The sequence below is a fragment of the Burkholderia catarinensis genome (assembly GCF_001883705.2).
Lineage (GTDB): Bacteria > Pseudomonadota > Gammaproteobacteria > Burkholderiales > Burkholderiaceae > Burkholderia > Burkholderia catarinensis.
In genome coordinates, this window is the sequence record NZ_MDEQ02000002.1 from 267797 (window position 1) to 287322 (window position 19526).

Consider the following 19526-nt stretch of genomic DNA (forward strand, 5'->3'; position numbering starts at 1 on the left):
CTCCCGTTCGTCAGGCTGACGGATCAGAACATGTGCCGGACGCCGACCATCGCGCCGAGCTGCCCCATCCCTGCGCCGGGCGTCGTGCCGGCACCGCCGCCGCTGACCGCGTAGCGCGCGTGCGCGCTGTTCCACAGATACGACGATTGCGCGTAGACGGCCGTGCGCTTCGTCAGCAGATAGGTCGCACGCAGCGTCGCCATCGTCGCGCGCGTGTCGTGCGCGCTGTTGACGATCCGGTAGCCTTCGCCGTCGACGACGAAATCGGGCTTGATCGCATACGACGCGCCGACGAAGAACAGGTCGGAATGCGCGCCGGCCGCGGCCGGCGAACCGGTCGACACGCGCCGCCCGATCCAGCCGGCACCGATCCGCGCGCCCGCCGCCTGCGCATACGCGCTCACATGCACGCGCGCGTCCTTGCCCGCGCTGCTCGTGAACGCGGCCGGCGCGACGCCATCGAAGAAGTTCGCGGCCGCACCCGTGCCGCCGCGCTGCTCCTCGTACGACGCGGCCGCGCCGAAATACGCGCTGTCGTACTTGAGCATCGCCGACCAGTTGCGGCATTCGACCGCGTGGCCGGGCACCTGCCCCGCGCACGTGCCCTGCCCCGGCGAATTGCCGGTGCCCGCGCCGTCGCGGCCGAACGAATAGGCGGCGCCGAGCGTCACGCCGCGATACGTGCCGAGGTAGGTCACCGCGTTGTCCGCGCGGCCGTTCGGCACGTATGCGTCGAACGAACCGAGCCCGTAGATGTCGGGGCCGATGATGTCCGCGCCCTGCAGCGCGAGATAGGTCATCGTGTACTGGCGGCCGAACGCGAGCGTGCCGAAGCCGCCCTTCAGCCCGACGAATGCCTGCCGGCCGAACAGCCGGCCGCCCTGCCCGAGATCGCCGCCGCGCACGTTGAAGCCGCTTTCCAGCGTGAATACCGCCTGGTAGCCGCCGCCGAGATCCTCCGCGCCGCGCAGCCCCCAGCGCGACGGCAGCTCGCCCGTCACGCCCGGCATGCGCACCACGTGATCGCCGGCCGCGTTCGCGTGCGACACGAATTCGACGCCCGTGTCGATGATGCCGTACAGCGTCACGCTCGACTGCGCGTGCGCCACCGGCGCGGCGAGCGCCCAGCATGCGCCGGCCGCCAGCAGGCCGTTCCTGGTGTTCTGTTTCATATCGTTGCGTCTCCAGACCTTGAGTAAGCGCACTCTGACGGCGCGCATTGAAAAACCGGGAAATGTCAGTCGCCGGCTTGCGGACGGCGAATCAGCACCAGTGCGGCGACGGCCGCGACGAGCGTGACGGGGATGCTCGCGCCGATCACGACCGGCGCGCTGCGGCCCGCGGCCAGCAGCGTCGCGGCCGCGAGCGGCCCGACGACGGAGCCGAGCCGGCCGACGGCCACCGCCGTGCCGACGCCCGTGCCGCGCATCGCGGTCGGGTAGTAGATCGCCGCGAGCGCATACAGCACCGACTGCCCGCCGACCACGAACATCCCGGCCGCGAACGCGGCCGCCGCGAGCGACGCGAAGCCCGGCGCGGCCGACAGCGCGGCGAGCGACAGCACGATCCCGACATACATGCCGCCGACCACGCGCGACGCGCGCATCCGGTCGAGCGCCGCGCCGATGCCGAGCGCGCCGAGCCCCGCGCCGACGTTGAACGCGATCTGCACGAGGCCGACATGCGCGCGATCGAGCCCGCGCGCGGCCATCAGCGACGGCAGCCAGTTCAGCAGGAAGTAGAGAACGATCAGCGTGCAGAAGTAGCTGATCCACAGCGCGAACGTCGACGTCGCGCGGCCGTCGCCGAACAGCGTGTGCGCGATGCTGGTGCGCGCGGCCGGCGTGCCGGCGATGTCGAGATACGCACGCGATTCCGGCAACAGCAGCACGAGCAGCGGCACGAGCAGCAGCGGGCCCGCACCGCCGACGTAGAAGATGTGCCGCCACTCGGTATCGCCGGCGAGCAGCACGCCGATCAGCGACGCGATCACGCCGCCGAACGGGATGCCGCAGTACATCGTGGCCACCGCGCTGCTGCGCGAGCGCGGCTCGACCGCTTCGGACGACAGTGCGATCAGGTTCGGCATCGCGCCGCCGAGGCCGATGCCGGTCAGCACGCGCACGACGACGAGCATCGCGAAGCTCGATACCTGCGCGGTGGCGATCGACAGCAGCCCGAACAGCACGACCGACGCGATCAGCACGCGCTTGCGCCCGATCCGGTCGGCGAGCCGCCCGCCGAGCAGCGCGCCCGGCAGCAGCCCGAAGGTGCCCGCGCTGAACGCAATGCCCATCTGCGACACGCTCAGCCCGAATTCGCGCGCCATGCGCGGCGCGGCAACGCCGACCGACTGCAGGTCGAGCCCTTCGAGCAGCGCGATCGCGAAACACAGCGCGAGGGTGGTCGCGACTGCCGGTCTTTCGGCAACGTAGGTGTTCATCGATGTCTCCAATCCGTGTTGTCTTGTCGTCGGCGTGCCTCGAAGGGCCGCTCGCTGCGCGCGCCGCCGCCGGCCAGTGGCGGGCAGGCGCGCAATGTGTCGGTTGAACGGCCGCCCCGGTTATCAGGCAGCCTGATTCACTGGCCGTAAAAAAGCCTGCCGGTCGCGTAGCCGGCAGGTCGGTGCGCGCGCGGATGCGCGCTTATGCGTAAATCACGTCGGGATCGCTGCGCGCCGGGTCGTACAGCGCGTCGATCGTCGCCGCGCGATGCTGCTGCACGGCCGCCTGGTTCAGCGAACCCTTGTCGGTCGCTTCGCCGAGATCGAGCGACGGCGGCGTATCCATCAACCGGATGCGCGCGACGAACGTCGATCCGCCGCTCGCGTGCCGGTTCAGCGCGGCGAGCCAGGTCTCGAACACCGCGCGCACGGCCGGTGCGCGCAGCACGTCGGGCACCGGCGCATCGGCCGCCAGCCCCGCCAGCGCGCGGCAAGCGTCGATGCGCGGAAACACCAGCAGGCCGATGTCGTCGCGGTTGAGCCCGGTCACGACGACGTCCTGCACGTACGGCGCGCCGCTCGACACCGCGTTCGCGCGCAGCGGCCCGACGCTGACGAACGTGCCGCTGCTCAGCTTGAAATCCTCGGTCAGCCGCCCGTCGAACTGCAGCCCGAGTTCCGGCCGCTCGGGATCGACGAACGCCGCCGCATCGCCGCTGCGGTAATAGCCTTCGTCGTCGAACACGTCGCGCGGATCGACATCCGCATGCCAGTAGCCGCGCATCACGTTCGGCCCCTTGAAGCGCACTTCGAGCTTGCCGCCGCACGGCACGAGCTTCGCGTCGCAGCCGGGCGCGGGCAGCCCGATATAGCCCGAGCGCATCACCGGCCCGGTCGTGAACAGGCACGACGGCGACGCTTCCGTCATCCCGAGCCCGGCCATGATCCGGATCCGCTCGCCGCAATGCGCTTCGGTCACGTGGTCGAGCCGGTCCCACGCGGCCTGCGACAGCCCCGCGCCGCCGAAGAAGTACAGCTTCACGCGCGAGAAGAACGTGTCGCGCAGCGCGGCGTCGCGTTCGAGCGCGGCGGCCAGCTCTTCCCAGCCTTTCGGCACGTTGAAGTAGATCGTCGGCGCGATCTCGCGCAGGTTGCGCACGGTCTCATCGAAGCGGCCGGGCACCGGGCGGCCGTCGTCGATATACAGCGTGCCGCCGTTGTACAGCGCGATGCCGAGGTTGTGGCTGCCGCCGAACGTGTGATTCCACGGCAGCCAGTCGACCAGCACCGGCGGCTCGCGTGTCAGTTCGGGCATCGTCTGGCGCAGCATCTGCTGGTTGCTGCACAGCATCCGGTGCGTGGTCGGCACGGCCTTCGGCCGCTTCGTCGAACCCGACGTGAACAGGATCTTCGCGAGATGGTCGGGGCCGACCGCCGCATGGATCGCGTCGATCGTGCGCGGTGCCGTCGCGAGCAGCCGCGACAGCGGCACGGCATCGCCCGACGCATCGGCATCGCGCGCGACGATCAGCGCCGCGTCGGCCGGCAATGCCGCGTCGAGCGCGCGCGCAAACGCGGCGCGTTCGGCGACGAACACCGCGCCCGGCCGCAGCACGCCGAGCGTGTGGCGCAGCTTGCCGTAGTCGGTCGACACGAGCGAATACGCGGGCGAGATCGGCGAATACGGCACGCCGGCCAGCATCGCGGCGAACATCAGCTGCAGGTGGTCGAGATCGTTGCCGGACAGCACCGCGAGCGGGCGTTCCGCCGACAGCCCGAGATCGACGAGCCCCTGCCCGAGCGCGCGTGCGCGTTCGAGCATCTGCGCGTAGGTGATCTCGATCCAGCGGCCATCGCGGCCGCGCCGCGCGGCCAGCACGCGGTCGGGGTGCGCGTGCGCGCCGTTCACGAGGCAATCGGTCAGCCGGGCCGGATAGTCGCCGAGCGGCTCGCGCGAGCGCAGCGTCCACCCGCCGTCGGCCGTGCGACGAATCTCGGCCGCGCCGACGGCGACAGCAGCAGCGCGATAGCGCACGCCGCCGGCGTCGTTCGCCGGCGGGTTGGCGGGCTTCGATACATTCATCGTCGCGTCGCTCATATGGGGTAGTGACGCGGTGTGGTCTGCACGGTGATCCAGCGCAGCTCGGTGAATTCGGCGATCGACGCGCGGCTGCCGAAGCGGCCGTAGCCGCTCGACTTCGTGCCGCCGAACGGCATCTGCGCCTCGTCATGCACGGTCGGGCCGTTGATGTGGCAGATCCCCGATTCGATCCGGCGCGCGAGCGTCATCGCCCGTGCGATATCGCGGCTGAACACGCTTGCCGACAGCCCGAACTCGCTATCGTTCGCGAGCGCGACCGCTTCGTCGTCGCTGTCCGCGCGCAGGATCGCGACGACCGGTGCGAACGATTCCTCGCGATACAGGCGCATGTCGCGCGTCACGCCGTCGACGATCGCGGGCTGCATCGTCGCGCCTTCGACGCGGCAACCGAGCGGCAACCGCGCACCCAGCGCACGTGCATCCTCGACCAGCGCCGCCGCGCGCGCGGCGGCGCCCGCATCGACCATCGTGCCGAGCGGATGGCCGGCCAGCGGATCGCCCGCGACCAGCGTGCGCGCCTTCGCGGCGAGGCGTTCGACGAGCGCATCGGCGATCGGCCGCGCGGCGATCACACGCTCGGTCGACATGCAGATTTGCCCCTGGTTGAAGAACGCGCCGAACGCGATCGCGTCGACCGCCGCGTCGAGATCGGCATCGTCCAGCACGAGCACGGGCGCCTTGCCGCCGAGTTCGAGCAGCACCGGCTTCAGGTGGGTGGCCGCGTGGCGCGCGATGATGCGCCCGACATGCGTCGACCCGGTGAAGTTGATGCGCTTCACGTGCGGATGCGCGATCAGCCGTTCAACGAGTGCCGGCGCATCGGCCGCCGCGTGCGTGATCACGTTGACGACGCCCGCGCCGAGCCCGGCTTCGTCCAGCACCGCGCCGATCAGCGCATGCACGCCGGGGCACGCTTCGGACGCCTTCAGCACGACTGTGTTGCCGCACGCGAGCGGCATCGCCAGCGCGCGCGTGCCGAGGATCACCGGCGCGTTCCACGGTGCGATGCCGAGCACGACGCCGCACGGCGCGCGCATCGCGAGCGCGAGATTGCCGGGCACGTCCGACGGGATCACGTCGCCGGCGATCTGCGTCGTCATCGACGCGGCCTCGCGCAGCATGTTCGCCGCGAGCGTCACGTTGAAGCCGATCCAGCCGGGCGTCGCGCCGGTTTCGGCCACGCCCGTTGCGACGAATGCGTCGATGCGCGCATCCATCAGGTCGGCCGCCTTCAGCAGCCGGCGGCGTCGCTCGGTCGGCGCCAGCGCCGCCCACGCGGGAAACGCGCGGTGCGCGGCGTCGATCGCCGCGTCGGCGTCGGCCACGCCGGCCGCCGGTGCACGCGACGCAAGCGCGCCCGTCGCGGGGTTGAATCGGTCGAAGGTTCGCCCGTCGCGGGCGGTACACCACTCGCCGGCGATCAGCATCCGTCTATCGGTCATGTCGTCTCCTGCCTTGCCTGTCTGTTGCGGTTGCGTTGGCGGTTGCGTCGGCGCTTGTATCAGCGCTTGTATGCCTGCAGGCCCGGCTTGATCGTCTTGTCGTCGAGGAACTGCTTCAGCCCCTGCTCGCGACCGCGCTCCGGATCGCGCAGCTGCGCCTGGTCGAGCTTCGCATACAGATAATCCTCGCACTGCTCCCACGTAAGTTCACGCGAACGCTTGAAGCCGTGTTTAGCCGCGCGCAGCACGACCGGGTTCTTGTCCATCAGCCGCGCGGCGAGCGCGATCGTCGCGTCGCGCAGGCCGGCCAGCGGCACGCTGCTGTTCACGAGGCCCATGTCCGCCGCTTCCACGCCGGTGAACGTATCGCCGGTCATGATGTAGTGCAGCGCGCGGCGATGTCCGACCGTATCCGCCATCGCCTTGCTGACGAGGTTGCCCGGCGGAATGCCCCAGTTGATCTCCGACAGCCCGAACACCGCTTCGTCCGCGGCGATCGCGAGGTCGCACGCGACGAGCGGCGAGAACCCGCCGCCGAAGCACCAGCCGTTCACCATCGCGATCGTCGGCTTGTTGTACATCCGCAGGCGGCGCCACTGCCATTCCGATGCGTCGCGGCGCACCTTTTCCTGCAGCGCGTCGGAGCCGCCGTCGATCTCGCGGAAATATTCCTTCAGATCCATGCCGGCCGTCCATGCGGCGCCCGCGCCGGTCAGCACCAGCACCTTTGCCTCATCGTCGAACTCGACCGCGTCGAGGGCCTCCAGCATCTCCCGGTTCAGCGTCGGGCTCATTGCATTGCGCTTGTCCGGACGGTTCAGCGTCACCCACGCGATGCCGGCCTCCACGTTCACTTCCACGGTCTGCCAGCGGTTGTCGTACTTGCTCATGTCTGTTCCTGTCGTTCGTTCCAGTGCGATTCGGTGCGCAGCATTTCCTGCTGCGGACGGCTTCATTTAATATCAGGCTACCTGATATTGCAAGCGGCACGAGCGCCGGTGTAAACCCGGAGCGGAAGGCAGCGAAACGACGGAGGAATCAGGGAACGGTCGGGCGGCCGTCGACGGAAGGCTGGCAGCCGATGCGGGCCGCACCAGCCCGCATCGTGAAGATTCGGGAAGGGATCAGCCGCGCAGGTTGCGCGAGAACAGTTCGAGCGCGCGCTGCACGTGCGCGGCGTCGTCGGCGGAAATGTCGCCGAGCATTCGCGTCTCGAGCGGGCGCAGCACGGCTTCACATTCACGCAGCATCGCGGCGCCTTCGTTGGTCAGCGTCAGCAAGATGATGCGGCCGTGCGAAGGGTCGGCTTCGCGCGTGACGAAACCGCGGGCGGCCATCACGCTCATCACCTCGTTCGCCGATTGCGGCGTGATCCACGAGCGCTCGGCCAGCTGCGCGTTCGACGACGCGCCGCGCGCCTCGAGCACCGACAGCGCCGTGTATTGCGCGAGCGTGATGCCGAGCGGCGCGAGCGCATCGGTCATGTGCCGGCGCAGCAGCCGGTCGAGACCACCGATCACGTAGGTCAGGCGCTGCGGTACGCGCGCCTTCGGCTTGTCGCTCGTCGCGCGGGCGGCGTTCTTCGGATTCGCGGGCTTGGTCGGTGCGGAACTCATGGTGCGGGCGGGATGGAATTGCGGGCCATCTTACCAGCAGGGCGGGGGGTGAACGCATAGTCGCGATATCGGGCTCAACGCGCCTTCATGTTCTCAGTTGGTTCATATAAGTACGAAATTATCAGTCGCGATACTAATTAAATTCCGAAAGCAATCGATTCTCATCTTAAAAATTGTGCGGCACTTCGTGACGGGGTAAAAGGACGGCTTCATTCCTCGCACGAGTCATCGATGAAGAACGCACAAGGTCGTGAAATGGTTCGCTTGGGAGACGCCACTGACCACGGTGGCGAAGTAATCGAAGCGGCCAGCGATTTGAAGCATTGGGGGATTGCTGTCGCGCTGGATGGCCACGGGGCGACGTGCCCCCGATGCGGCGGCGTGTTTCCACTGCTGGCAACCGGTCCGCGCACACATCACGGCCGGCGCGTCGGCTATCACGGCGACAAGACCGGTTGCGGCGCGATCGTCATTGGTCAGCGAACAACGGCGGCGGAATAAATGGCGATATTTCCTCAGGCCCGTACGCTGTCAATCGCCGGGGCATCGCTACCGACCTACGGCATGGAGGCCCTACCGGTATTCGTTCCCGTACGCTTGCAGGGCACTGAAACCATCGGCCGAATCGATGCATGCCGCTACCTCGTCACGCTGCGAACCGACGACGCCTATGCAGTCTCCCCCAGTCGCACCGCTGATGTTGATCTAGACAAATTGGTTGGCACGGAAATCACCGTGTCGATCCAGCTTGAAGGCAAAGGGCGGTTCATTCCGGGGCTCGCTGGTGCCGCTGGACTGGGCAACATCGGTGCGGGCACGCGCGAAATAACGGGACTGGTTGAAGCCGCCCGAATCGCCGGTCAGGATCGCGACTCGATTCTGTACGAACTGGAACTGCGCCCATGGCTCTATCGCGCGACGCTGACGAAGGATTGCCGCCTGTTTCAGGACATGACCATCGTTGAAATCACCGATGCGGTGCTGTCGAAATATCCGTATCCCGTCGATAAGCGTTTGGGTGCATTCCGGGGCGTGTATCCGAAACGCGATGTGCAGCGGCAGGCGTTTGAATCGGACTGGGCGTTCCTGCAACGCCTCTGGGAAGAATGGGGAATCTGGTGGTGGATCGAGCACGATGACGGCCATCATCGTTTGGTTCTATGCGACACGATGGGCGGCCATCATCCGCACGGTGCGGCCTACGAAACGCTGCGCTATCTGCCGCCCGGTGGTCAGCATATCGACGAGGAACACATTCACACGCTGTCCGTGACCAGCCGCCTGACGCCCGGACGCGTGACCGTGACGGATTACGACTACACACGCCCGCGCGCCGATCTGGCGAGCACGGCGGAAAACCCTCGCCCGACCGCAAGCGCCGACGGCGAGCTATACGGTTGGGGAGATTACAGTCAGCCGCTCGCGGGCGCGCAAGGGCTCACGGGCCAACCGAACGATACGGCTCGTGAAGCGCACCACTTCGCAAACGTTCAACTCGAGGCACTGCGTTGCGCGGGGCGGCGCGCAAACGGGAAAGGGAATCTGCGCGGTCTGACGGTCGGATATACCTTTGCGTTGACCGGCTACCCGCAGCAAGCGGCAAACCGTGAATACCTCGTTGTTTCGTGCGCGCTCGATATCGAGGAAGTCGCGGGCCGGACCGGCGGCGCGCAGACCTATCGCGTTGACGCACAGTTCGAACTGCTGCCGACGAACGAGCCGTTCCGCCTGGAACGCAGCGTTCGCAAGCCCGTCATGAGCGGACCGGAGAAGGCCATCGTCGTCGGCCCTGCCGAACAGGAAATCTGGACGGACCAATACGGCCGGGTCAAGGTGCAGTTTCAATGGGATCGGCAGGGCCGGCACGACGAGCATTCGGGTATCTGGCTGCGCGTGCTGTCGCCGTGGCAAGGCGTGGACATGGGCGCGACATTCCTGCCGCGTATCGGCCATGAAGTGGCCGTGTCGCACTATTACGGCGACCCGGATTTGCCGGTGATTATCGGCAGTGCCGTGAACGCGTCCCGCCAGCCAGCGCTGGACCTGCCGCACAATCAGGCGCTCGCAGTGCTGCGGGGCAAGGAATTTCACGGCACCGCATCCGGCCATGTGGCCATCGACGATACGCGAGAGCAAATCCAGACGCAGATCGCCAGCGACGCGGGCACGTCGATGCTGAGTCTCGGCAACCTTCGGCGCATCACCCGGAAGAAAGGCCGTGCCGATGCGCGCGGCAAAGGCTTCGATCTGCGCACCGACGACTGGGGCGTTGTCCGGGCGTTGAAGGGCATGTTGTTCTCGGCAGACGGCCAACCGGGCGGCCCCGGCCACGCGAAGGACGCCAAAGAGGCGGTAGGCCGGCTGACGCAGGCGCGCGAGTTGCAGGAAAGCCTCACGAATTTGGCGCAGCAGCACGACGCACAACAACGACGCGCGGACCAGAGCGACGTCACCCGTGCGATCAACGCGCGTAACGATGCGATTCGGGGAACATTGTCCGGCGGCACGGATGACTTCCCGGAGCTGACGGAACCGGACATTGTGATGGCCGGGCCGGCTGGGATCAGCCTCGCGGCCGAGCGTAGCGCCCATATCGCGAGCGGAGAGGATGTCGCGATCACGAGCGGCCGGCATGTCGGGATTGCCGTGGGGCGTTCGCTGTTCGCGAGCGTGTCCAATGCGTTCTCGCTGTTCGTGCACAAGGCCGGCATGACGCTTGTGGCCGCAGCGGGGAAAGTGCGGATCGAAGCGCGGAACGATGGCCTGGACCTGATCGCGAAGAAGGCGATCAACATCACAAGTACGGCCGACAGTATCCACCTGCACGCGGCAGAGGAAATCGTGCTGCACGCCGGCAGTACGGAGGTTCGCATCAGCGATCAAGGGTACGTGGTGCGAACGGCGGGCGAGCATACGATCTATGCCGGCAGTCATCAGACAGACAAAGCGCAGGTGCGACCAATGCGCCTGCCAGTCACGCCTGACAATCCGGGGCAGTACGCGGCGCACTTCGTGCTGTTGGAGCATGACAGCGGGTTTGCCTTGCCGAACCAGCCATACCGGGTCACGCTCGACAACGGACGCGTGATCGAGGGGGTGAGTAACGAGCTGGGCGAAACGGATGTGGTGACGAGCCACGACATCGCATTCGGCACGGTGGAACTGCTGGCGGCAAGCGATCCGGACAAGGTGATTGCGGTGAACCGGGCAGCCATCGTGCGCGACAACACGACGCCCTACACCGCCCAAGCGCCGAACGCCGACAAACGCACCACAACGATCAAGGGCAAGAAGGTCAGCACCCCGGAACAGGGGGCGACGTCCGCGAGTCAGCCGGCCGCGTTCGCGACCTGCGATCCGCTCAACTTCGGGTTGCGCTTCCATCACTTCATCGACGAGGCTAAACAGGGCGATACGCCTCCGGATATGCCGGTGCGCCGGGATGTCGAATATCCGGTGACGAAGACCTATGCGGCGGCGATCAAGAAGGCGCTCAAGGGGATTGAGTGGGGTAAGTTCAATACATTGAGCGGCGAGATATCGGACGAAGCAAAGGAAAGTATCGCGCTTGCGGCTGGAAATATATTGAGCACCGCCCTTGCGGCAGGGCCGTTTGGACTGCCAAGAGGTTCTTCAGGGGATCCAATGAAGTCAAATGGCGCGACCCCCAAGATTGATATTGTTAATGCGAGTGAAGGTCAGTTTAGATACAACATGCGCCCGGATGTAAGCGCTTCGTTTTCCACATTAAGATGGACGATGGTCGTTCAAGAGGCAGAAGTCATGAAGATCATTGCGTCGACAAAAAATGATGCCGCCTTGGATGGCACCCTGAAGGCCTTCTCGGATTTGCTTTATCACGAAGCGCGACATTGCCAGCAAACGTTCTGGATGATGGCCTTGCTTCAACAACACCCGAGCGACTATTCGATGTTTCCAAACGCGATGGAATTATATAGGACCAACTCTCCGGATGATGTTTTTGAGGTCGCAGGGAAAGTAAAAATACCCGATGATGCGAGGGTTGCCGCCGGACTTCATCGCATGTTGGTTTTTCACTATTACTGGATGATTTCGTACATGCAAAATCAGGCACGCGGAGCCTATGTGAAGCCCGACGTGTCGATTGCACAGGCCGAGGTGTGCAAGCTGTTGAGAGTGTCGCCAGAAACGGCGGCCAAGATGGTGAGTTTCGAAGATGGATACCGGAGCCAGTTACATGAAGAAGATGCTTATGCATGTGCGGAAGTGGTGCAAGCCTATTGGGACCGTCCTGATCGTGCTTTCGTGCGTAACCCCGGTACATGCACAGGAGGATACGATGCTTCACTTCAAGCCATTGGGGGAGGGATTTGAAATGCAGATGACCGACAAAGAGCAGCGTGTCATGCTGCGCGCCATCCTTAAAACAGCAATGGCGATCCTACGCGATGACGCGCCATACGATCCTGAACATATTGTCTTCGGAACAAATTACACAACGTGGACGCACCCCCCCGCAAAAGGGTTCCTTTATAAATACGCAAATCGTGCGCTGCGGGGTACGAAGATTGAGTTTTCCACTGGCGACGATCCGGAGGATTACAGTGATGATCGCGATAAGGTGAAAATTGTTCCGGCTGGGGTAAGAATTGTCCTCGACGCAAGGGTTGCCGGTTTTCCGGATACGGAAATCAAATCTCTTCTCCAGCTGGAGGATTATTGGGTTGATGGGAAGGGGCGGCGCGAATACGGCAATCAGGTTGGCGGACATACTCCGGTCGACCCGAATTTGGAAGGTTTTCGTTATCGATCGAAAGATGTTCCCGGGAGTAAATTTCCGGTAGATGTTTCACTTTTTTACGTCACTTCGCCAGACGGATCATCTCCGCCCTTCCTTGATGAAGTGAGAATAAGCCGCGCATACAAAATCTTGACGCCCGAGGAACGCCGGCAACGCCGCCTTGAAGAGCGGCAGGCGAAACGTCAGAGATACGGTGAAATGAACCTGCGCACAGGCACGCCATGCCCAGAAACCGGCTTGTGGCAAGGATTCACTTCCGTCTCCAGTTCACAGAAGTTGGTAGTCTACAAGGGGCAAGAATTCCCCACGGTCCGCACGTTGACGCCTCAAGAGGAACGCCAACAGCGGCGGGTCACCAAGCACGTAGCGGGTCAGTGGATGTGGTTGCGAGAGCCGCATGATCATCCAGTATGGTGGATGCAGGACGACCCGGAATCTAATCAAGCGTGAGCCGGCAAGTAAGAGCCCTTAAACAAATTCGCGTTCAACACCTACCTTCCGAACAAATCGGATTCCTGTCCGCGAGTCGATGGACTCTCCCCTGTCATCGCCCGCTATTCAGGCAGTGGGCCTCCCCCGCGAATCGCGCGGTCGGCAAGCCCGCATGGCGCGTCTGCGCGACGAACACGCCGCCGGCATCGGCATCGTTCGCCAGCGCGTCGTCGCTCAACCCGACGCGCGCGCTCGTCACGTACAGCCGCCCGTCGCCATCGAGCGCCGCGCAGCTCGGCTGCGCGGTCGGCACCGCGATGCGTTCCGTCTCGACGCCGTCCGCGGCGTAGCGCACCACCCGCCGGCCGCCCCACTGCGCGTTCCACAGGCCGCCGTCGCGGTCCATCGTCGCGCCGTCCGGGTCGCCGTCCGCGTCGGTCAGCCGCGCGAACGTCCGCACGCCGGCCACACCGGCGCGGCTGTAATCGCACACGCGGATTTCACGCACGAGCGAATCGCAGAAGTACATCTTCGAGCCGTCCGGCGAGAACGCGATGCTGTTCGCGATCGCGGCCGGCGGCAACGCCAGCCGTTCGAGCGTGAGGTCGGCATTGAGCCGGTAAAACCCGCCGACCGCGCGCGGCGGGTCACCGCCTTCGTCCTTCATCCCGAACACGAACGCGCCGGACGGATCGCAGCGCCCGTCGTTCAGGCGCGTCGGCAATTCAGGTTCGACGTCGACGATCCGCGTGAACGCGCCGCTGCGCAGATCGAAGAACGCGAGATGCGTCGCGAGTCCGACCAGCAGCACGTCCGGGTCGTGCGTCAGTGCGAAACACGCGAGGCGTTCGGGCATCGGCCACTGAGCGAGGTCCGAGCCGTCCGCGCGGCAGCGCCACAGTTGCGCGCCTTCGATGTCCACCCAGTACAGCGCGTGCGTCTTGTCGCACCACGTCGCGCCTTCGCCGAGCGTGTTGCGGGTGTTCGCCAGCAGCGTCGCCGACGCGGCCGGATCAATCTGTTGCATTCCGTCTCCCGATATGTGTTGCATTCGCAGGCAGCCGCGCATTCGTCAGATCTTCATCGCGCGCCGCTGGTTGCGACGATACTGGTCGAACAGCACCGCGAGCAACAGAATTCCGCCGCGTATCAGATATTGGTAGAAGGTCGGCACGTTCAGCAGGCTCATCGCATCCTGCACCGCGCCCATGATCAGCACGCCGACCAGCACGCCGGAAATCGTCGCGACGCCGCCCGTCAGCGACACGCCGCCGAGCACGCATGCGGAGATCACGCCGAGCTCGAGGCCGACCGACGTCTTCGGATCGCCGAGGCTCATCCGCGACGCGAGCATCACGCCGGCGAAACCGGTCACGAGCCCCTGCAGCACGAACACGGCGATCTTGATGCGCATCACCGGCAGCCCCGCGAGCAGCGCGGCCTCGCCGTTGCCGCCGACGGCCAGCACGTTCTTGCCGAACACCGTCTTGCGCAGCAGGAAGCCGAACACGATGAAGCCGACGATGTTGCTCCAGATCGGATACGAGATGCCGAGGAACGAGCCGGCTCCCAGCTCGAAGAAGCGTTCCTCGGAGATCATCACCGCGTCGCCGTTCGACGTGATGAACGCGAGCCCGCGCACGACTTCCATCATCGCGAGCGTGACGATCAGCGAGTTGATCCGGTAGCGCGCGATCAGCACGCCGTTCACGAGCCCGACCGCGCCGCCCGCGAGCACGCCGGCCGCGGTGCCGAACAGCACGCTGTGCGTCGCGGTGATCAGCGTCGACGCGACGACGCCCGAGAACGCGACGATCGACGCGACCGACAGGTCGACCTCGCCGAGCGCGAGCACGAACATCATCGTCACCGCGATCGAGCCGATCAGCGTGACCGACAGCAGCAGGCCCTGGATGTTGCGCGGCGTGAGGAAGTCCGGCACCGTCAGCGACAGCGTCGCGAACAGCACGAGAAACACCATCACGATGCCGGAGCGGTTGATCAGCTGCCACACGCCGCCGCGCGCTCGCGCGGGCACGGCGGCAGCATCGGGGGACGGGGAAGTGCGTTGGGGTTGCATTGCCTGGCTCATAACGTTTGCATTCCGGTTGAACAGCACGCCGCTAGCGCGGCAGCGCGAGCTTGATCAGCGCGTCGGGCGTCGCTTGCGCCTTCGCGACCTCGCCCGCGATCCGTCCTTCCTTCATCACGACGATCCGGTCCGACACGCCGATCACCTCGGCCAGATCGCTCGACACGAGGATCACCGTGCGGCCCGCTTCCGCGAGTTCGTAGAACAGGTTGTAGATTTCCGCGCGCGCGCCGACGTCGATGCCGCGCGTCGGCTCGTCCATCAAAAACACGTCGATGCGCTCGGCCAGCCAGCGCGCCAGCACGACCTTCTGCTGGTTGCCGCCGGACAGCGCGCCGATCGGCGTGTCGCCGTCGCGGGTCTTGATCGCGAGCCGCTCGATGTAGCGTTGCGCGAGCTCGCGCTCGCGCCGCGTATCGAGCAGCACGCGCGCCGGGCTGAAATGACGGCGCGCGCTGATGTTCAGGTTGTCGGCCACCGACGCGATCGCGACGATGCCTTCCTGCTTGCGGTCTTCCGGGCACAGCGCGATGCCGGCGCGCACCGCGTCGCGCGGGCTGCCGAACGCGACACGCCGCCCACCCAGCTCGACATGCCCCGCGCTCGGGCGCACCGCGCCGTACAGCAGCTTCATCAGCTCGGAGCGGCCGGCGCCGACGAGCCCGAAGAAGCCGACGATCTCGCCGCGCCGCGCGGTGAACGACACCGGCTCGGATAGCCCGGGCCCCGCCAGCCCCTTCGCCTCGATCAGCACGTCGCCGGCCGTGCGCGGCCGGTAGCCGTACACGTCCTCGATCGAGCGGCCGACCATGCAGCCGATCAGCCGGTCGCGGTCGAGATCGGTGACGGAATCGAACGTGTCGATGCGGCGGCCGTCGCGAAACACGGTCACGCGGTCGCACAGTTCATAGACTTCTTCCATCCGGTGCGTGACGTAGATGATCGCGCGGCCTTCCGCTCGCAGCGCGCGGATGATCCGGAACAGCTGCGTGGTTTCGCGCGCGGACAGCGAACTGGTCGGTTCGTCGAACGCGATCACGCGCGCGTCGCGCATCAGCGCCTTGCCGATCTCGATCATCTGGCGCTGACCGATCGACAAATACTTCACCGGGATGCCCGGATCGATATGCTCGCCGAGCCGCTCCAGCGCATCGAGCGCGCGGGCGGCGAGCGTGCGTTCGTCGACCACGCCGAGCCGGCTCGGCAGTTGCCCGAGCATCAGGTTCTCGGCGACCGTCAGCTCGGGCACCAGATGCAGCTCCTGGTAGATGATCGCGATGCCGGCCTCGAGCGCCGCGCGCGTCGACGCGAAGCGCTGCACCGTGCCGTTCAGCGTCAGCGTGCCGGCCTGCGGCTGGTTCACGCCGGACAGCACCTTCAGCAGCGTCGATTTGCCCGCGCCGTTCTCGCCCATCAGCCCGTGCACCTCGCCCGCGCGCACCGACAGCGACACGGCGTCGAGCGCACGCACGCCCGGGAACGTCACCGTGATGCCGTCGAGCGCGAGCAGCGGGCCGCCCGGCGGCGGCGCGCCGGCATCGGCAGCGGTGTCGTCGTCGTTGCCGGACACGGCCGTCATCGTCTGCGTCGTCATCGCGTTCTCGCCTCGCGCCGCTCAGATGCCGAGCTCGGCGCGCACGGCCTGCCAGTTCGCGCGCGTCATCAGCTTGCCGCTCGTCTGCGTGTCGGCCGGCGGCGTCTTGCCGTTACGGATCCAGTCGACGAGATTCTGCGTGCTGTCCTTGCCGTGGTTCGTCGAGCTGACCGCGATCGTCCCGTAGAAGCCGGTCGGCTCCTTCTTCTGGAATTCGGCGAACGCCTCGCCCGCGCCGTTGATGCCGACGCCGATCACGTCGGCCGACGGGATATGCAGCTGTTCGGTCGCGCGCACCGCGCCGAGCACGGTTTCCTCGTTCAGCGCATAGACCACCCATTTCTTCACGTTCGGATGCCGTGCGAGCACGGGCGCTGCCGCGCTGAAGCCGCCTTCGTCGTCGGTGGTCTTCTGCGGCGCGTCGAAGATGTTCTCCTTGCGGAAGCCGTTCGCGAGCAGCGCCTGCGTCGCGCCGTCGGTGCGCAGCTTCGCGGTCGGCAGCTCGTAGTTCGTGATCCGCAGCGCGCCGACTTCCTCGGGCTTCCAGCCGCGCCGCTTCATCTCGTCGGCGATCGCCTGGCCGACCTGGTTGCCGATCTTGATCGCCGACATCCCGAGGTGCGGCACGTTCGCGATCGGCTTGCCGGTCGAATCGACGAGCTGGTCGTCGACGGTCACGAACTTCATGTTGTAGCGCTTCGCGCGTGCGGCGATCGCCGGGCCGAGGCGCACGTCGGGCGCGCAGATCACGAAGCCCTGCGCGCCCTGCGAGCCGAGGTTGTCGATCGCGGCCAGCACCTTCTCGCCGTCGGGCGTGCCGATATTCACGACCGAGAAATTCTCCTTCTGGCCGAGCGCGGACGCCGCGTTCTGCTCGTTGATGAACCATGCCTGCTCGGGCATCTTCACCAGGAAGCCGATCTTCAGCGGCGCGTCGGCGCGCGCGGCGCCCTGCATGCCGAGCGGCGCGATGCAAAGCGCGGCCAGCAGCGCGCGCAACGTGTGTCGGCGAATCGTGTGAGTCGTGCGGTTCATTTGGTGTCTCCTTGAAGTCGGCTCGTGCCGTAATGATTCGTCGTGCGCGGTCGCGCCGAAGCGCGCCGGCAAGTTCAGCGGCCGAACGCGTCGGTCTGCACGCGCCGGCCGAACAGGAACGCATCGGCGACGAGCCGCAGCGGCCGCACGTCGACGTCGCTTTCGCCGCGCGCGATCAGCGCGCGGAAATGCGCATACAGCGCCGGGTACTCGCGCTCGGGCCCGATCTCGACCGGCTCGCCGGCAATCGACAATTGCGCGCCCCCGCGGCTGATCGCGAGAACGCCGTCGGCCGTGTCGACCGCGATCTCCCATTGCTCGACCGGGCCGTGCCGCCAGTCGAATTCCGCGCGCACCGGCACGCCGTCGGTATCCGCGCAATCGAGTTCGGCCGCGATCGGCGTCTGCACGTCGCTCGGCACGATGAGCGTCGCCTCGCGCAGCACGAGCTCGCGCGGCAGGATCCGCGTGACGATCGACAGCGCGTTGATGCCCGGATCGAACACGCCGAGGCCGCCCGGCTCCCAGATCCACTGCTGCCCCGGATGCCAGCGCCGCACGTCCTCCTTCCAGCGCACCTGCACCGCGCGGATCGTGCGCGTCGCGAGCCACGCGCGTGCGGGCTCCACCGCGCTCGCGCAGCGTGAATGCCAGGTCGCGAACAGCGTGAGGCCGCGCTCGCGCGCGAGCGCCTCCAGCACGGCCACCTCGCCGAGCGTCGCGCCCGGCGGCTTCTCGAGCATCACGTGCTTGCCGGCTTCGAGCGCGGCGCGCGCCTGCGCGTAGCGCACCTGCGGCGGCGCGCACAGCGACACGGCGTCGAGCTCGCGTTCGGCGGCCAGCAGCGCGCTCAGATCCGGGTAGTTGCGCACGCCGGTGACTTCCGCGTGGCGGCTCGCGCACGCGGTCAGCGCGAAGCCCGGTTCGGCGGCGATCGCCGGCAGATGCTGGTCGCGTGCGATCTTGCCGATCCCGACGACGCCCAGCGAAATCGGATTGCTCATCGTGCCTGTCTCCTTCGCGAATCGTTCAGTGCGCCCAGCGCAATACGAGCGGATCGAGCCGGCGCGCGATCGCGAGCAGTTCCGCGCGCGTGTCCGGATGCAGTTCCGGCATCGGATGCCGCGGCCGCTCGCACGCGATCACGCCGCCTTCGCGCATCAGCGCCTTCGCGGTGAGGATCCCGGACTGGCGGTTCTCGTGATTGATCAGCGGCAGCCACGCCTGGTAGCGCGCAAAGGCTTCATCGTGCCGCCCTTCCCGGAAGGCTTCGAGGATCGGCCGGATGCCGTCCGGATACGCGCCGCCCGTCATCGCGCCGGTCGCGCCCGCATGGAGATCGGCGAGCAGCGTGATCGCTTCCTCGCCGTCCCACGGCCCCTCGATCGCGTCGCCGCCGAGCCGGATCAGCTCGCGCAGCTTGTTCGCGGCACCAGGCGTCTCGATCTTGAAGTACGCGACCTGCTCGATCTCCCGCGCCATCCGCGCGAGGAACTGTGCGGATAGCGCGGTGCCGCTCGCGGGCGCGTCCTGGATCATGATCGGGATCGCGATCGCATCGGACACGCGTGCATAGAAATCGTGGATCTGCGCCTCCGGCACGCGGAACGTCGCGCCGTGATACGGCGGCATCGCCATCACCATCGCCGCGCCGAGCTGCTGCGCGCGCAGGCTGCGCGCCGCGCACACCTGCGTGCTGTAGTGCGACGTCGTGACGATCACCGGCACGCGGCCCGCGACGTGTTCGAGGATCGTGCTGGTGAGCACGTCGCGTTCGTCGTCGGTGATCGCGAACTGCTCGGAGAAGTTCGCGAGGATGCACAGCCCGTCCGAGCCCGCGTCGATCATGAAGTCGACCGCGCGCTTCTGGCTCGCGAGGTCGAGCTCGCCGGTGTCGGAAAACGTCGTCGGGACGACGGGAAAGATGCCGCGATAGCGCGGCGTGCTGCTCGATGTCATGTTTCGCGTCCTGCGCCGGCCTCGGTGGT

Annotated in this window: 15 protein-coding genes; 3 read left to right on the top strand and 12 right to left on the bottom strand. The window is 66.6% G+C overall.

Translation table 11 applies throughout. The features are described 5' to 3' along the window. Positions 1–23: 23 nt before the first annotated feature. The 6 genes from BFF94_RS04445 to BFF94_RS04470 form a co-directional block, all read right to left on the bottom strand. A complete protein-coding gene (locus tag BFF94_RS04445; protein WP_128850284.1) occupies positions 24–1172 on the bottom strand; it encodes a porin in 1149 nt (382 codons plus the stop codon). A 65-nt stretch (positions 1173–1237) separates the two neighbouring features. Continuing rightward, entirely contained in the window at positions 1238–2443 is a 1206-nt protein-coding gene (gene mhpT, locus BFF94_RS04450) for a 3-(3-hydroxy-phenyl)propionate transporter MhpT (RefSeq protein ID WP_219139034.1), read from the bottom strand. Between the two features lie 202 nt (positions 2444–2645). Further along, positions 2646–4541, bottom strand: coding sequence for a feruloyl-CoA synthase (locus BFF94_RS04455; RefSeq protein WP_219139035.1), 1896 nt, complete (start codon positions 4539–4541; stop codon positions 2646–2648). Further along, positions 4538–5986: an aldehyde dehydrogenase gene (locus BFF94_RS04460; protein ID WP_219139036.1), complete on the bottom strand. Its 1449-nt coding sequence runs from the start codon at positions 5984–5986 to the stop codon at positions 4538–4540. The genes BFF94_RS04455 and BFF94_RS04460 overlap by 4 nt, the downstream gene beginning before the upstream one ends. Positions 5987–6045: 59 nt before the next feature. Further along, positions 6046–6876 (bottom strand): p-hydroxycinnamoyl CoA hydratase/lyase, encoded by an 831-nt coding sequence (locus BFF94_RS04465; protein WP_128850163.1) that lies wholly within the window; start codon positions 6874–6876, stop codon positions 6046–6048. Between the two features lie 234 nt (positions 6877–7110). Next, positions 7111–7602, bottom strand: a complete 492-nt coding sequence (locus BFF94_RS04470) for a MarR family winged helix-turn-helix transcriptional regulator (RefSeq protein WP_128850165.1) — start codon at positions 7600–7602, stop codon at positions 7111–7113. Positions 7603–7833: 231 nt separating this feature from the next. On the opposite strand from BFF94_RS04470, the gene BFF94_RS04475 reads away from it, so the two are divergent. The 3 genes from BFF94_RS04475 to BFF94_RS04485 are packed head-to-tail and all read left to right on the top strand — an operon-like array spanning position 7834 to position 12835. Beyond that, positions 7834–8103, top strand: a complete 270-nt coding sequence (locus tag BFF94_RS04475; RefSeq protein WP_128850168.1) for a PAAR domain-containing protein — start codon at positions 7834–7836, stop codon at positions 8101–8103. Then, on the top strand, positions 8104–11958 hold the full coding sequence (locus BFF94_RS04480; RefSeq protein WP_128850170.1) for a type VI secretion system Vgr family protein: 3855 nt from the start codon (positions 8104–8106) through the stop codon (positions 11956–11958). It abuts the gene before it with no gap. Further along, positions 11924–12835 carry a hypothetical protein gene (locus BFF94_RS04485; RefSeq protein WP_246637225.1) on the top strand — a complete coding sequence of 304 codons (912 nt, stop codon included), beginning with the start codon at positions 11924–11926 and terminating at the stop codon, positions 12833–12835. Before BFF94_RS04480 ends, BFF94_RS04485 begins: the two co-directional genes overlap by 35 nt. A 94-nt stretch (positions 12836–12929) precedes the next feature. Here BFF94_RS04485 and BFF94_RS04490 read toward each other — a convergent pair whose 3' ends face one another. From BFF94_RS04490 to BFF94_RS04515, 6 genes are all read right to left on the bottom strand, one after another. Then, a complete protein-coding gene (locus tag BFF94_RS04490) occupies positions 12930–13844 on the bottom strand; it encodes an SMP-30/gluconolactonase/LRE family protein (RefSeq protein ID WP_219139037.1) in 915 nt (304 codons plus the stop codon). A 45-nt stretch (positions 13845–13889) separates the two neighbouring features. Next, a complete protein-coding gene (araH, locus tag BFF94_RS04495; protein ID WP_128850172.1) occupies positions 13890–14909 on the bottom strand; it encodes an L-arabinose ABC transporter permease AraH in 1020 nt (339 codons plus the stop codon). A gap of 31 nt (positions 14910–14940) precedes the next feature. After that, entirely contained in the window at positions 14941–16503 is a 1563-nt protein-coding gene (gene araG / locus BFF94_RS04500; RefSeq protein ID WP_128850174.1) for an L-arabinose ABC transporter ATP-binding protein AraG, read from the bottom strand. Between the two features lie 21 nt (positions 16504–16524). Then, positions 16525–17538, bottom strand: coding sequence for an arabinose ABC transporter substrate-binding protein (locus BFF94_RS04505; protein ID WP_128850176.1), 1014 nt, complete (start codon positions 17536–17538; stop codon positions 16525–16527). Between the two features lie 74 nt (positions 17539–17612). Then, positions 17613–18542 (bottom strand): Gfo/Idh/MocA family protein, encoded by a 930-nt coding sequence (locus tag BFF94_RS04510; RefSeq protein WP_128850178.1) that lies wholly within the window; start codon positions 18540–18542, stop codon positions 17613–17615. A 25-nt stretch (positions 18543–18567) separates the two neighbouring features. Then, positions 18568–19497: a dihydrodipicolinate synthase family protein gene (locus BFF94_RS04515; RefSeq protein ID WP_128850180.1), complete on the bottom strand. Its 930-nt coding sequence runs from the start codon at positions 19495–19497 to the stop codon at positions 18568–18570. Positions 19498–19526 lie beyond the last annotated feature (29 nt).

Bases quoted from the DNA above. Each gene is read 5' to 3' on its own strand.
- BFF94_RS04465 (WP_128850163.1), bottom strand. From the start codon at position 6,876: ATGAGCAAGTACGACAACCGCTGGCAGACCGTGGAAGTGAACGTGGAG.
- BFF94_RS04485 (WP_246637225.1), top strand. From the start codon at position 11,924: ATGCTTCACTTCAAGCCATTGGGGGAGGGATTTGAAATGCAGATGACC.
- BFF94_RS04445 (WP_128850284.1), bottom strand. From the start codon at position 1,172: ATGAAACAGAACACCAGGAACGGCCTGCTGGCGGCCGGCGCATGCTGG.
- BFF94_RS04515 (WP_128850180.1), bottom strand. From the start codon at position 19,497: ATGACATCGAGCAGCACGCCGCGCTATCGCGGCATCTTTCCCGTCGTC.
- BFF94_RS04455 (WP_219139035.1), bottom strand. From the start codon at position 4,541: ATGAGCGACGCGACGATGAATGTATCGAAGCCCGCCAACCCGCCGGCG.
- BFF94_RS04505 (WP_128850176.1), bottom strand. From the start codon at position 17,538: ATGAACCGCACGACTCACACGATTCGCCGACACACGTTGCGCGCGCTG.
- BFF94_RS04510 (WP_128850178.1), bottom strand. From the start codon at position 18,542: ATGAGCAATCCGATTTCGCTGGGCGTCGTCGGGATCGGCAAGATCGCA.
- BFF94_RS04460 (WP_219139036.1), bottom strand. From the start codon at position 5,986: ATGACCGATAGACGGATGCTGATCGCCGGCGAGTGGTGTACCGCCCGC.
- mhpT (WP_219139034.1), bottom strand. From the start codon at position 2,443: ATGAACACCTACGTTGCCGAAAGACCGGCAGTCGCGACCACCCTCGCG.
- BFF94_RS04480 (WP_128850170.1), top strand. From the start codon at position 8,104: ATGGCGATATTTCCTCAGGCCCGTACGCTGTCAATCGCCGGGGCATCG.
- araG (WP_128850174.1), bottom strand. From the start codon at position 16,503: ATGACGACGCAGACGATGACGGCCGTGTCCGGCAACGACGACGACACC.
- BFF94_RS04475 (WP_128850168.1), top strand. From the start codon at position 7,834: ATGAAGAACGCACAAGGTCGTGAAATGGTTCGCTTGGGAGACGCCACT.
- BFF94_RS04490 (WP_219139037.1), bottom strand. From the start codon at position 13,844: ATGCAACAGATTGATCCGGCCGCGTCGGCGACGCTGCTGGCGAACACC.
- araH (WP_128850172.1), bottom strand. From the start codon at position 14,909: ATGAGCCAGGCAATGCAACCCCAACGCACTTCCCCGTCCCCCGATGCT.
- BFF94_RS04470 (WP_128850165.1), bottom strand. From the start codon at position 7,602: ATGAGTTCCGCACCGACCAAGCCCGCGAATCCGAAGAACGCCGCCCGC.